Below are 14521 nucleotides of genomic sequence, written 5' to 3'. Positions count from 1 at the left end.
GGGGTGCACTTCACGCGCCAAGCTTTGCAGCCAGACCCGATACAGCTTCCTTAACTGCCGCTTGTCTTGCCTCTTCACTCGGCTGTGTTTCGGTAGTCAACACTGTCTTTGTCTTGGGCTTATATTCCAAATATACCTTTTCAATAGCTGCCCTAAGCTCCACGACCGACACTGTAATACCTTGCTCGGTAAGCCGTAGTGTGGCATACTGTAAAGCCTCCTGAAGCTTACGTTCTCCTCCGGCCTGCTTAAAAGCTGTTTGAGCAAAAGCGAAAGCCTCTCCAGCAATTTTATGAATTACTTCACGTTGTGCTGCCGTGGTACGAGCATCCAGCCAGGCATTCACTTTTACCTTCACTGTATTCAGTCCAGCTAAAATAATGGTTGTCAGTACACCTATAGCTGCTGTAGCAATGGTACTTACGTATGGTTGTACATTTTCAATAATAGTTTGAGTTTGCATGATTATTTATCCCCTTTCGTTTTCAAATCAGCAATTTTTGATTTTGAATCCCAAGACACTACAGCTCCGTATGCCTCAGCAATCGGGCGCAGCTGCACGTATGCCTTTCCGTCCACTAACTGAACAGCTTGAAGCTTACTGCCGTTTAAATATGCCTCTTTATGTGTGTTATCCCACTTGAAACCCAATCCCAAGCCGTTCGCTAACTCGCGCAGCGGAACGTAGGTCTTTCCGCCAAACAGTAGCGTCTTACCCGCATTCTCTCCGTTAATCTGGAATGATCCATCCGTAACAGTCGCATGCTCTTCTTTGGATACGGAAGGATTCATATTGAACCATGTCCGTAATTCGTCTACCGTGCCGTCAAACTCATTCAGGTCCACATTTCCTTTAATTCCATTCACCTTGCCGCTATCGCTGTATTGCCATAAATCCCAGCGCTTCCATGTCGTGGTATCATTGGGCACACGCGTGCTATAGCGTGCGATCCACAGCTTATAGCTACCCAGCGGAGCTTTGAAATGGGCAGCAAAGGCGTTGCCCGTATATACCATCGGCTTGCGGCCGCTTACCTGTTCAAACTCCGTTAAAAATGCGAGTGCAACCTCGTGAATCGCGGCTGAGCTAAGTCCACCCGGATTGTTTTCATAATCCATCACCGCTGGTAAATCCAGCGTTTTTGCGCCGCCCACCTGATCCAGCACCTCAGCGAAATGCCTTGCTTCCGCTTTTGCTGTGTTGACACTGGTCGCATCTACAAAATGGTAAGCTCCCAGCAGAATCCCGGCTGCTCTCGCACCTTTTGCATTCGTAATGAATGTTGGATCGACGTAGCGCTGTCCTTGGCTCGCTTTAATAAAGGCAAACGATATGCCGTCTTCCTTCGCTGCCTTCCAATCAATCTTTCCCTGATAACGGGATACATCTATCCCTTGCGCGTTACCTTTTTTTCTTGCTTGCATTTTCTCCGTCCCCTTCCTTCTCACCACTTTTACTTTTTAGAACCTCTACAGCCTGCCGGATAATTGATGGGACAGGAGCACCAATCCTACCGCCGTTTTCAACTATCGACAGCAATTCATTGGCCAAATAAAAGTAGCTGACCGCATCCCGGAATAGATGCGAATCGCCTAAGACTCCATCTATTAGGTGGGATACTGCTACCATTGCAAAAATAAACACTTTTTGTGCGATACCAATAAGACCGATCTTACTTTTTAAACCAGGTCCGGTGCCCTTCTTACCTTCTACACCAGCTGCAATTAATCCAGTCACATAATCAATTATTGTAAATGTAAGAAGTGCAGCCAGAGCAAATGACCATCCTCCAAAAAGATACGTTATCGCGCTCCCACCAAAGGCAGCGCTAAATTTATAAATCTCCGACTTGTCCACTTGCCTCCCCCGTTTCTTTTTACTCAATATAAGGCGAAAAGCCATAAAAATAGCGCACTCAGAAGAGCGCGTTCAGGAAACTTTTCCTGAGCTATCATCGTTTAGCCTCTGATTTTTTTCTTCTTGGAACTGTATCTCTGCTAATGCATTTCCCACCGTGTATCCAGGGCGTTAAGAATCTCCTTACGCTTATGCGGCTGCGAAGCAATTACAGCTCCTTGAGACGCAAAATAAGCCCCTGAGTTATCAGAGGCTTTCCTACTTATATCTTAAATTGGTACTGTTGCTATAACGCTGCGGATTTTAAAGGGAAATATTTCTCAGTGAATAAAAAGTTGTAGACAGGCCATACGATTAGTTAATGGGCAGGATAGTTCTGGGGAAAGTAAAGATGAATGACAGAAAGAATGAAGCGGGACAATCCAAAAGGATTACCCCGCCCCAGCCTAACGGATTATTCCAAAACGTAGGAAATAGTCATTTCAACAGATTTATAAGAAAGGCTACCGAACCATCTATCTCCGGTAGAACTTGCAATGTTTGTTCCAAAGACCTGTGCTGTCCATGTACCACGTGCTTCCTGATCTAGAAAACTTGCTCTCTCAGTCATTCCACTGGGCTTCCATGCGATAGTAGCAGATTTGCCGCTAGGAGAGGATACATTCAAATTAGAAAAAACAACCGTCCCCAGCAGATTTCTATTGTTGTTGTTGATAATTCCTCTTCCTGGGTCAATCTCAATCGACTTTACCTTGGCATTAAGAGGCAATGACGTAAACCGGAAGCTAACCTGATCGGAAAAACCGCTTTTGCCGGGGGCTAATGCCAACCCTAGGCTTTTGCTGGCGCTCACTGTTCTACTGCTGCTGGAAGCATTGGGAGCGGCACTTAACTGTGCATCCACTGTCTGTCTATAGACAGTTTCACCAGCCGCATTGGTGGATACCTTAACATTCGGCTCCGCTGCAAATGCAGTCATGGACATTGCGGCGCTCATGGATACCGCCAGTAACATTGCACCTAAACGTTTTTTCATGCTCATACTCTTTTACCTCCAAAAAATATTATTAAGGTGGTATGAATTGCTATCCGAGCATAAAGACCTATTTTCAAAATGAGTGACGTTTTCTAGTAGAATAGCAATAACCCCTTGTTAATATTATCGGTAAACAGTTAGAAGAAGTCAATTGTTTCCAATGATTTTTTGGTAGAAATGGATTCTTTTTGTAAAATTTCACACTGCATCAGGCTGGTTTAAAAGTAAAAAGAAAGACACCCTACCTGTCGGGGTTATTACGGTCCGATGTTCACGGAGTTTACCGTCTAAAAAAATCCCGCCGACCAATTAAGGTTAGCAGGGATTTCATTTTATTTAGAGTATTCACTTACTTCAAACGTCAGGATACGATCAAACAGCATATAGTCCTTCCGACTGCTGAATGGACCTTTATTGTTATCGTGCTTGTTGATCGCGTATGAAGATCCAGAACCAGCCTGCTTGCTTTCGTACCATGCAATGAAGTCATTGACTTCTTTTATACTTAGGTCAAATTCCTTCTCCAAGCCGGTAGTCATAGTAACTACCAGAATTGCACGGTCTCCGCTTGGAACCGGTTCAGTTGGCTCTGGATTAGGAGTGGAGCTTGATACCTTAGACATCATCTCTAATTCGCTAAGAGCTAGATACTGACTTCCATTGTTGGCTGTAATATTAATTCTATAATTCTTATATGAATTAGAATTAGAAAAAGAGAATTTTTTTGGAGTGCTATTTACCCATCCAGTTATATTTGACTGAGTGTCTAGAACGTTCCAAGTAATCCCATCATTTGAGCCTTCGAAAGTCCAATCTTTAGGAGCTCGGTCAGTCGCTGTCGTCTGTGGGTATATAACATATTGCTCAATAACTACAGGATTGGAAAAGTCATATCTTAACCAAGCAGAAGTTGTACTTGATGTCCACGCACTAGAAATAGTAACAAATCCCTTGTTAAATGCCTCATATGCGTACGAATACTCATTGCTTGCACTTGCCACTCCAGATGGCAAAGTGTTAGATGTCATTTTGGGAATTAAATTTTCTGAATACTCTGCTTCAGCAGCAAAAACATTTGATAACGGAAGAGATAAAAGGACTAAAAATAAAATTGTAATACATGTTTTCTTCATTAGGATAATCCTCCAATACTTTTAATAGAACTAAGAATAATTTAATTGAGGAATTGTGTTTAAACATAAACTTGCTAATCTATAAATATGACCCAAATATTTGCATATTTATTTTTTATTGGGTACGAAAAAAAGACTCTATCAGCCAAACACACCTGTAGAGTCCCTCATCCTTATTTCACTATGAATCTTACCTTTGTTCCATCTAAATATTTATCCAACTGATGGCTTTACCCATGATCCAGCTCCTCTATTATCTATAGGGCTTATGTATCTTATATCTGCACCTGCGCCACCCTCAGAACACATAGCCATCGGCCATTCGTCACGATCATATCCCTTTTTAGTCGGATAGCAATTCAAAGACTCTCTGCGATTCTCCTCGGCTCCATCCCGGTCAATCGTACATACCGCAGAATGTCCGGCCGCAATAGCATCCCTAATGTGCACTCCGGTTTCAGGGTAGCATGAACTTGGGAACTTTAGCATATCCCCCCCCAAAGCAAAAATCCCTCAACGCTTAGAGCGCCAAGGGATTCTACCTTTTAATACAACGTCAGATATTGATCACGTTCCCACTGGTGAACCTGTGTTCTGTACATGTCCCATTCAATTTCTTTAAGCTCGTAGAAGTATGCCAGAGCATGGTCGCCCAGTGCGTCAGAGATGACTTCGCTCCGAATGAGCTCCGACAAGGCTTCCTTCAAGTCTGCAGGCAGGCTTGGAATGCCTTCTTCGATGCGCTCTTCCTCGGACATAACGTAGATGTTACGATCAATTGGAGCTGGCAGAGGCAGTTGGCGTTTGATGCCATCCAAACCAGCTCTCAGCATCACAGCCAAGGCCAAATACGGATTCGCAGCCGGGTCAGGGTTACGAACTTCGACGCGAGTGCTCAGGCCACGAGATGCAGGAATCCGAATCATCGGGCTGCGGTTACTTGCGGACCAGGCAACATAACAAGGCGCTTCATAGCCTGGTACGAGACGCTTATATGAATTTACCGTCGGATTCGTGATTGCGGCCATTGCACGTGCGTGCTTGAGAATACCAGCCATATAGTGGCGGGCTGTTTGACTCAATCCGAGTTCGTCCGTTTCATCATAAAATACGTTCTCATTTTCCTTGAACAATGACTGGTTGCAGTGCATACCGGAGCCATTCACACCAAACAAAGGTTTTGGCATAAAGGTAGCATGCAGACCATGCTGACGTGCAATCGTCTTAACAACGAGCTTGAATGTTTGAATCTGATCCGCTGCTTTGATCGCATCCGCATATTTAAAGTCAATCTCATGCTGACCAGGTGCAACCTCATGGTGGGATGCTTCAATTTCAAAGCCCATTTCTTCAAGCTTAAGAACAATTTCACGACGGCAGTTTTCACCGAGATCCATTGGTGCCAGGTCAAAATATCCGCCTTGGTCATTCAGCTCTGTGGTCGGCTCGCCCTTTTCATCTGTTTTGAACAGGAAGAATTCCGGTTCAGGTCCAACATTCATCGAAGTGTATCCCAGCTCTTCCGCTTCCTTAAGTACACGCTTCAAAATACCGCGCGGGTCACCTGCAAACGGAACTCCGTCCGGCTTGTAAATATCACAGATCAAACGAGCTACACGATCTGAGGTTACCCAAGGGAATACAACCCATGTGTCCAAATCCGGATATAAGTACATGTCAGATTCTTCAATGCGCACATAACCTTCAATGGAAGAACCGTCAAACATCATTTTATTGTCCAATGCTTTTTCCAGTTGGCTAACTGGAATTTCAACGTTTTTAATAGTGCCCAGCAAATCTGTGAACTGCAAACGAATAAAACGAACATTTTCTTCTTTCGCAATCCGAAGAATATCTTCTCTGGTATAACTCACACTAACCTCTCCCTTTCTGTAGCGACAGTAATCAGCTGTTCCATAAATTCCTTAAATGATGAGTCCAAAATGTAGAATACAGTATTATCTTTTATTGAAAAACCGTGATAGTTCACCTTGGATCAGGGATACCTGTCCTGGTCTTTTGCCTGCCACAAGCTGTTGCTTCAACAAGCGGTGAAGCTGAGTATCAGACATTTCACGGCGTTTGACTTCCGTGTCTGCAGTAATAACCGTAGCCTCCTCCGATTCTTTGGTGACCGGATTCATGACTTGTTTAATTCCCGCAATGTTAACACCCTTTTCAATCAACGCCTTGATTTCAAGCAGTCGCTCGACGTCATTAAAAGAAAAAAGGCGTTGGTTTCCCGATGTACGGGCAGGAACTATCAAGTTATGCTGCTCATAATAACGAATCTGACGTGCTGACAAGTCCGTTAGCTTCATGACAATACCTATTGGAAATAAGGCCATATTTCTGCGAATTTCATCGCCCATTTGTCATCAACCTTCCAGTGATCTTTTATTCACCTTATTGTACATTTAGCTGATGCAAAGTGTCAATGACATGTTAGAAAAACTCACAATAATTTACGATCTTTCATCGTTTGCAGGGCCATAAGCACTCCATATTTCACATGAGAGTAGGTTAAGCCCCCTTGCATGTAACCAATATAAGGTTCACGAATCGGTGCATCTGCAGATAACTCCAAACTTCCCCCTTGTATAAATGTACCGGCCGCCATGATAACCGGATGCTCGTAGCCCGGCATATCCCACGGCTCAGGTACCACATGGCTATCCACGGCGGCAGCGCGCTGAATTCCCTGCACAAAAGCAATGAGATGCTCTGGTCCGCTAAAAGAGATGGCCTGAATCAAATCCGTGCGCTCCTCATGCCAAGCCGGCTTAGTCTCAAAGCCCATTTCTTCAAAAACCGCAGCTGCAAATACACTGCCTTTAACTGCCTGCCCGACCAGTGTTGGAGCGAGGAATAAGCCCTGAAAGATACCTCGCGTGGTCCCCAACATGGCTCCTACTTCTCCGCCAATTCCTGGTGCTGTTAGTCGATAGGCTGCCAGTTCCACATACTCTTGTTTACCACAGATATACCCACCGGTTTCGGCAATGCCGCCACCGGGATTTTTAATTAGTGAACCTGCCATCAAATCGACCCCGACCTGAGTCGGCTCCTGCTTTTCTGTAAATTCGCCATAGCAATTGTCCACAAAGACAATAACGTCCGGTTTTATCGCCTTAACACGCGCTGTCATTTCCTCAATGTCGGCTACACTAAAGGAAGCTCTCCAATCGTAGCCGCGAGAGCGCTGGATACCGACCACCTTGGTATTGGCATGGATTGCGGCCTCTACCGCTTCCCAGTCCACTTTGCCTTCTGCTGTTAATGCTGTTTCTCCATAGGTAACACCAAAATCCTGTAATGATCCTGTTCCGTCGCCGGGCTTGCCAATCACCTTGTGCAGCGTATCATAAGGCCGCCCGGTGATATACAACAGTTCATCTCCCGGACGCAACACACCAAACAAAGCAGTGGCGATTGTATGAGTGCCCGAAGCAAAATGCGGACGCACCAACGCTGCCTCCGCACCGAATACATCGGCATAGACCTCCTCCAGCACCTCACGTCCCCGGTCATTGTATGCATATCCGGTAGAACCTGCAAAATGAAAATCGCTTACTTGCTTCCGCTGAAAAGACTGAATAACCTTCCACTGATTTGTATCTACAATCTGATCTATATGCCGTATACGTTCCTGTATTTTTTGTTCTACCATTCCCTGAATTTGTTGAATTTCCGGACTGAAAACTACCATTTTCCCCTCTTGACCCTCTCTCTTACGCAGCCTTAGGCTATTGATGTTATATTATTGTTCGCTTTGAACGATGATCCTTATCATTTTATTGACCCAAAAACGTCATCAGATGTTAAGCTTCTGTGAACTCACTAAGCGCATGACCATATTTTTCATACTCGCCTCTTTGAATTTCCACCTCATATATGACGTCATTGCCGTCATACTCCGTCAGCAGCACATCCCCGATACGATAAAGCACCGATGTCAGGTCGCCACGTCCCGCAGGAATACGGAATCTCAGTGTATCACCGCTCAAATGCTCTTGAACCAGCTCACGGATGCGCAGCAAATCCCCTTCATCAAATGAACTGATTTTTAAATATCCCTCCCCGGAAGGAAGCATTTCCAACTGCTCAGGGGTACAAGCATCTTTTTTGTTAAATAATACAATCTGAGGCTTGTCCGCAGCACCCAGCTGTTGCAAGATCGTCTCTACAACTTTCATCTGTTCGTCACGCATATCGGAAGAAGCATCCACGACATGTAAAATAAGATGAGCTTCATTAGCTTCCTCCAGAGTAGCCCGGAAGGAAGCTACCAAATCATGTGGCAGATTTTGAATAAATCCGACCGTATCTGTAAGAATAACCTCTTTGCCACTCGGCAGCTCCATCGTTCTGGAAGTAGGGTCCAGCGTTGCAAACAGCTGGTTTTCAATATATACGTCAGCAGCCGTCAGTTGCTTTAACAGCGTTGATTTGCCCGCATTGGTATAGCCGACCAGCGCTACCTGTACAATACCGCTCTTTTGTCTGCGCTCCCTGTGCAAATAGCGGTGACGGGTCACCTCTTCCAGCTGGCGTTTCAGATCACTGATACGGTCACGGATATGACGACGGTCTGTTTCCAGCTTGCTTTCACCAGGACCACGCGTTCCGATTCCGCCCCCGAGCCGTGACAGGTTCTTACCGTGTCCGGACAGACGCGGCAGCAAATATGACAGCTGTGCCAGCTCAACCTGAATAATGCCTTCACGCGTTTTCGCACGCTGGGCAAAAATGTCCAAAATAAGCTGTGTCCGGTCAATAATCTTGAGATCCAGACTTTCTTCCAGATTTCGTACCTGAGCTCCCGATAGCTCCTGGTCAAAAATAGCTGTATTCGCTCCCAATTCCTCGGCAACCGCACGTAATTCCTCTACTTTACCTTTACCAATAAACCATTTGGAGTCTTTGGTCTCCCTATTCTGGGTCAGGACGCTCAGCACTTCAACTCCCGCTGTCTCAGCCAGCTTCACCAGCTCATCCAGCGAATATTCCGTATTGATGCCAGAACGTTTGACTTCATCTGTAATCAGACTGACCAGTACCGCCTTGTCCTGCATTTCGGTTTGTGTATCATGAGTGGAGTTCGCCATATTGTTTGCTCCTTTATTTTCATATCAACCCTCGAACAGAGACCGACCTGATATTCAGGCCGGCCCCGTTCAATGTCGTGCAATTCGATGTGATTCAGAGATTCAGATTCCTATTATCGCCTATCTTTTGTCCAATTTCAAATCCTCTGGCCGCAGCGTCATCAATTCTTGCTTTCCGGGCTGCCCGCTTCTGTACTGATTGAGGAGTCTGACGGCCTGATGCCGAATCGCTTTTTCAATCACGTTACGGACATAACGCGCATTACTGAATGCATGAAGACTGTCATTGCGCTCGTTCAGCAAATGCTCTTTCATTTTGAGTATGGATTGGGGCATAAGAATATAATCCCGTTCCTTAGCCATCATCTCGGAAATTTGGATAAGCTGATCGACGGTATAGTCGGGAAAATCCAGCTGGATCGGAAAGCGAGAAGGCAGACCTGGATTTGTTCGCAAAAAAAAGTCCATTTCTCCTGAATACCCAGCGAGAATCAAAATAAATTGATTTTTTTGGTCTTCCATAGCCTTTACCAAGGTATCAATCGCCTCTTTGCCGAAATCCTTTTCCCCTCCGCGTGCCAAGCTGTAGGCCTCATCAATGAACAGCACACCGCCTAGAGATTTTTTAACCAGATCCCGCGTTTTTTGCGCTGTGTGCCCAATATACTCCCCTACCAGATCAGCTCTTTCCACCTCAATCAGATGACCTTTGCTCAGTACTCCCATTTTTTGCAGCATTTTAGCGATAATGCGGGCTACCGTCGTTTTCCCCGTACCTGGATTTCCTTTGAAAATCATGTGATATACATGGGCATTACTCAGCAATCCCGCATCCGTGCGCATATGGGTGATTTGCAGAAAAGCATATACTTCAAATACCAGGTCTTTGATGTTATCCAAGCCAACGAGATGATCGAGCTCTTTCTGAATTTCCTGATAAAGACTGAGATACTGCGGTAGCGCCTGCGACTTGGTTGAAGCTGCTGCTTCCTTTTCGTCCACAATCACCGAAGCTGTCGGCTCCGGGCTACGCAGCACGACATTGATTTGTCTGGAAGGTCTCTCCTCCGACCGCTTGCCCGCGGCAATTCCCCGTCCGTTCATGCATCCATCACCTCAACATTTCTTCAGGCACAGCTTACCCTATTAATGTATTCGGTCCGGCATGTCCTTATTAGCACAAAAGCAACGGAATGCACACAGGGCATTCCTCCCCGTTCAGGCCAGCCAAGTTTGAGCGCTGATCCACCACCGTTGCAGCGTCCATTTAGCGTAAGCCAATACTTCTCTCGATTGATGAAGCGGCATATTCAATACTCTGGATTCCGTCAGAGCCATCTGAGGATGAGCGAAATTCAAAAATTGAGCGATCTCCAGCGCGCGAGGGCCATGATAGCTATGTGTAATGATCACAGTCGAGGTCCAGCCATACTCTCTCATGATTCGCTGGCTATACAGCAAATTTTCGTAGGTGCTGGTAGCATGGTTCTCCAGTACAATATGCTGGACAGGGATACCCCTTTCTACCAGATAGCGTTGCATTCCTTCGGCCTCTGTATACGGAAAATCAGGCTTATCCAGCCCTCCACTTACAATCAGACGCTTGACGGTCCCATTGCGGTATAGCCGCAAGGCTTCTTCCAGCCTCTCCTTTAATCCGGGGCTTGGCTCTGCACCCCACATGGAAGCCCCCAGCACGATTCCGATTTGTGCTTGCTGGAGCGGAGAGGTAGAGGCGGCTGTATTCATGTTCCAAACTCGGAAACCTGCCCATACCAATCCGATCAATATAACCATCAGCAAGCAAAGTACGAGACGCTTGAGCAAGATACATCTTTTCCCCGGGCGACTTGGCCTATTCTGAGGATCAGGGCATTTTGGCCCGATGTTACCCATCCACTGCAAAACATTCACCGATCCCTTTTGAAATCACCGTTATGAAACCATTCCGCACGGTGTTTCAGCGACATTTTAAAATAGGGGAACATGTGGGCATCTATCCGATGTAGCACATCAGCCGCTGTACGATTAGCCAATTCTGCCTCTTGCGTTGAGATATGCCCGCGTTGTAGCGCTTCCTCCAGCTCATCCTCATCCACCAAGAAGATTTCACCATTTTTGAGCACCACGACATCCAGATACAAATCGTCAAACCAAGGGACACCCTGATCGGTTACACCCTGATTTCGGCAGGTATCAATGTACCATTCCACGATCTGCTCCCGATTGTCAAACATAGCTGTCACCACATAATGCTCACCTTTTGGATAATACTGCAGCCAGGAATAACCTTTATCGGCTATGCAAAACGTATGACCACCGTAGCTTTTCCATAACGGCTCCTTGAGACTCAAAATGGTATACAGGGTCACATATCCTGTAAACGCGTCACTTTCTACATAGCGGCAAGCAAACTTGCGATTCGTTATTCTGCGCCAGTTGGCCCGGTCTCCGAATTTGCGCTTCATAATGATGTTCCTCTCCAACATTGGTAAAACCAGCTTACCATATTTAAACTGTACACTCAAAAAAGAGACCCCAAGCTACAACAAAAAAAGGTATTCTCAGACCGTAAAACGGTCTGAAAATACCTTAAGGTTAAAAACAAGCCAATTTACATAAAGCGAAGTTACTAATTCCGGTTGCGGTGTCCACGATTGGAGTTCGAATGGTCGTTGAAATTGTTTTCCTGACCTCCATCCCCCAGGGTTCCTGTAGTAGATGTACTGATATCATTCGGATTCACCGTTGTCTCACCATTGACAGTCCCTGTATCCGGTATAGTTGTCTGACCATTCCCCTGGTTCGTATCAATTCCGTTACCGGAGCTTCCATTGTCGTTGCCTGTACCCCCAGTGCCATTTCCACTGGTATCCCCAGGAGTCATCGGAACTTGATCCGTGCCAGTGCCGTTATCGGCGCCACCAGGATTTGTATTTCCCTGATCCGTACCATTTTGGCCATCTGTAACTCCACCGTTGTCCGGTAAGGTTCCATCCTGATTCGGATCAGTTCCCTGTTGTGGATCCACCGGAGTGGTGTCTGCCGGAACTTCCACACTAATTGTATTGGAACGTTCGGATTCCTTACCATCCGGTCCATAAGCGACTACATAATATTCATACGTATTTCCTGGCACAGGAGACGTATCTTCACCGCTTGTGCCCTTCATTGCCTCCATAATCGGCGTAAAGTCTGGATCGGAAGACCCTTTGCGATACACACGATATTGTACATTATCACCCGCCGATGCAGTCCATGATAGAGATACAATTTGCGTATCCTGACTATAAGATCCGTTCAAACCGCTTGGAGCAGTAGCCTGAACAGTCTCAACCGGTTTCTCAACTACCGGCGGCTCATATCCCTTCGGCTGAGAGAATTGCGTAACCGGATGTCCCTTGAGCGCATCGCCCATGACTCTGCCGAAAAAGGCTGCCGACTGTCCGCTGTAGTTCCTCAGCATATGCTTGCCGTCAGGCTTGTCATATCCCATCCATACGGCTCCGGTATACTCCGGCGTATAACCGACAAACCAGATGTCCCGGTTGCCGCTGTTACCGCTGATTCCACTTTGCGTCGTACCTGTCTTACCGGCTACAGGCCAGTCAATACGCGCTTTGCGGCCTGTGCCACTATTGACTACATTTTGCATCATCTGTGTCATTTCATAAGCTGTTTTCTCACTCATTACAGGCTTGAATGCCTCTTCATGAGTATAAATCACTTGATCATCACTATTATTAATTTGCTTAATGGAATAAGCCTTTTGGAATTGTCCCTTATTGGCAAAAGCGCTGTACGCCTGTGCCATTTCAAGGGTATTTGTCCCTTTGCTTAATCCACCCAATGCGATAGCAAGCGAGTGATCATTCTTATCCATCGGAATGCCCAGGCTTTCCGCGAACTGAACCCCTTTTTCCACGCCGATTTGGTTCAGCAACCATACTGGCGGGATATTTTCAGACTTTGTAATCGCATCGGTCATACTGATGGTCGAAGAGTAACCATGCAAGTTTTTCGGGCTGTACCCATTAAAGCTCTGCCGTTCGTTACTTAAAGGGGTATCCATCGTAAATTTGCCGGATTCGAGAGCCGGCGCATACGCCGCAATAGGTTTAAAGGCCGAGCCTGGCTGTCTGCGGCTTTGTGTTGCACGGTTAAAGGTTCCCCTCTTGTAATCCCGTCCGGGTGCCATTGCGGCTATTCCGCCCGTTTGGTTGTTAATAATAACCATAGAGGCTTGAACAGGCTGATCGTCCGGGCTTTTTTCGAACATATCATCATCTGCCATCGCCTGATCCAGTGCATTTTGAGCCTGAGCATCCATGGTCGTATGAATTTGATAACCGCCAATGATCAGATCATTCCCGCTGACTCCTGGCAAGGCATCCTCTGCCTCATTCATCACATATTCCATAAAATTCTGATACTTTTGCACTTTTTCCGGCTGCTTGTAATCGTAATTTACAGCTTTGGCTGCTTCCATCTCCTGCTTGCCAATCATCCCCTGCTCGAACATCAGCTGAAGAACCACCGCACGCCGGGCCTTCGAGTCTTCCGGGTTACTGATCGGATTGTATTTGGAAGGTCCTTTCGGAATGGCGGCCAGTGTAGCAATCTGCCACAACTTTAATTGTTTTAAATCTGTCACTCCAAAATAACCTTCCGATGCTGCTTTAATACCGGAATACGAACGTCCAAACCAAATCCGGTTTAGATAAAGTGTGATAATCTCATCTTTTGTCAAATTCCGTTCCAAAGCCATGGCAATAGATACCTCGGTCGCTTTACGGAAAAAGGTTTTGTCACGCGACAAAAACAGGTTTTTGGCCAACTGCTGGGTCAGCGTACTGCCGCCCTCCACCGCTGAACGGGCTACGATATCCTTGACAGCCGCCCGCCCAATGGACCAAATATCGACACCCTGATGCTCGTAAAATCGTTTATCCTCCGTTGCTACAAAAGCTTTTTTAAGCAAATCCGGAATTTCTTCACTTGTGACAGGATCGCTTTTTTGTACAGACAGCTCACCCATAAGCACACCGTTGCGGTCATAAACCTTCGATGTCCCATTCACGTTAATTTTATCCTTGTTGGCTTTGTAAATCTGCTCGCCATTGACCATGACGAACAAGTATCCGGCAAGTGCGCAGAATATGGCTAACGCTGCCGTAATAAACAGCGTCCATCCAATTCGCTTACCTGTAATTTTCTTTTTCTTGCCCTTCGGCTTCTCTTTAGGTGTGTTTCTATTGCGATTGCCGGATCTGGACAATGAATCGTTTGGCATTCCCCTGACTCCCTTTCGCGAATAATCATATGTTGCCGAACATGTACCTTGCTTTCGGTAACATGAAATCAAAACGGAATGAAAAGAACAACC

Annotated in this window: 13 protein-coding genes and 1 pseudogene; all 14 read right to left on the bottom strand. The window is 46.1% G+C overall.

Going from position 1 to position 14521, the window contains the following annotated elements:
* Positions 1-10: 10 nt before the first annotated feature.
* Positions 11-463, bottom strand: a complete 453-nt coding sequence (locus tag B4V02_RS11250) for a phage holin, LLH family (RefSeq protein ID WP_244188497.1) — start codon at positions 461-463, stop codon at positions 11-13.
* 2 nt (positions 464-465) lie between these two features.
* Complete coding sequence (locus B4V02_RS11245) at positions 466-1425, bottom strand: GH25 family lysozyme (protein ID WP_094154827.1); 960 nt, start codon at positions 1423-1425, stop codon at positions 466-468.
* The gene (locus B4V02_RS11240; RefSeq protein ID WP_425270784.1) at positions 1403-1903 is read right to left on the bottom strand and encodes a phage holin family protein; all 501 of its coding nucleotides are present in this window, start codon (positions 1901-1903) and stop codon (positions 1403-1405) included. Before B4V02_RS11240 ends, B4V02_RS11245 begins: the two co-directional genes overlap by 23 nt.
* Positions 1904-2312: 409 nt before the next feature.
* A complete protein-coding gene (locus tag B4V02_RS11235; RefSeq protein ID WP_094154825.1) occupies positions 2313-2900 on the bottom strand; it encodes a hypothetical protein in 588 nt (195 codons plus the stop codon).
* 326 nt (positions 2901-3226) lie between these two features.
* Complete coding sequence (locus tag B4V02_RS11230) at positions 3227-4027, bottom strand: discoidin domain-containing protein (RefSeq protein WP_094154824.1); 801 nt, start codon at positions 4025-4027, stop codon at positions 3227-3229.
* Between the two features lie 173 nt (positions 4028-4200).
* A pseudogene (locus B4V02_RS11225) lies at positions 4201-4516 on the bottom strand (NucA/NucB deoxyribonuclease domain-containing protein); the annotation flags it as partial.
* Between the two features lie 56 nt (positions 4517-4572).
* A complete protein-coding gene (gene glnA / locus B4V02_RS11220; protein WP_007430682.1) occupies positions 4573-5901 on the bottom strand; it encodes a type I glutamate--ammonia ligase in 1329 nt (442 codons plus the stop codon).
* A gap of 84 nt (positions 5902-5985) precedes the next feature.
* The gene (locus tag B4V02_RS11215; protein WP_007430683.1) at positions 5986-6399 is read right to left on the bottom strand and encodes a MerR family transcriptional regulator; all 414 of its coding nucleotides are present in this window, start codon (positions 6397-6399) and stop codon (positions 5986-5988) included.
* 83 nt (positions 6400-6482) lie between these two features.
* Entirely contained in the window at positions 6483-7736 is a 1254-nt protein-coding gene (locus B4V02_RS11210; protein ID WP_094154823.1) for a methionine gamma-lyase family protein, read from the bottom strand.
* A gap of 112 nt (positions 7737-7848) precedes the next feature.
* Positions 7849-9135, bottom strand: a complete 1287-nt coding sequence (hflX, locus tag B4V02_RS11205) for a GTPase HflX (protein ID WP_010345913.1) — start codon at positions 9133-9135, stop codon at positions 7849-7851.
* Between the two features lie 120 nt (positions 9136-9255).
* Complete coding sequence (locus B4V02_RS11200; protein WP_094154822.1) at positions 9256-10239, bottom strand: AAA family ATPase; 984 nt, start codon at positions 10237-10239, stop codon at positions 9256-9258.
* Positions 10240-10353: 114 nt separating this feature from the next.
* On the bottom strand, positions 10354-11049 hold the full coding sequence (locus B4V02_RS11195; RefSeq protein WP_167383754.1) for a YdcF family protein: 696 nt from the start codon (positions 11047-11049) through the stop codon (positions 10354-10356).
* Entirely contained in the window at positions 11046-11603 is a 558-nt protein-coding gene (locus B4V02_RS11190; RefSeq protein ID WP_007430688.1) for a ribonuclease FAU-1 family protein, read from the bottom strand. The genes B4V02_RS11195 and B4V02_RS11190 overlap by 4 nt, the downstream gene beginning before the upstream one ends.
* A gap of 164 nt (positions 11604-11767) precedes the next feature.
* Entirely contained in the window at positions 11768-14428 is a 2661-nt protein-coding gene (locus B4V02_RS11185) for a penicillin-binding protein 1A (protein ID WP_094154821.1), read from the bottom strand.
* Positions 14429-14521 lie beyond the last annotated feature (93 nt).

The sequence above is a fragment of the Paenibacillus kribbensis genome (assembly GCF_002240415.1).
Classification (GTDB): domain Bacteria; phylum Bacillota; class Bacilli; order Paenibacillales; family Paenibacillaceae; genus Paenibacillus; species Paenibacillus kribbensis.
This window is presented reverse-complemented; position numbering and strand designations above follow the sequence as displayed.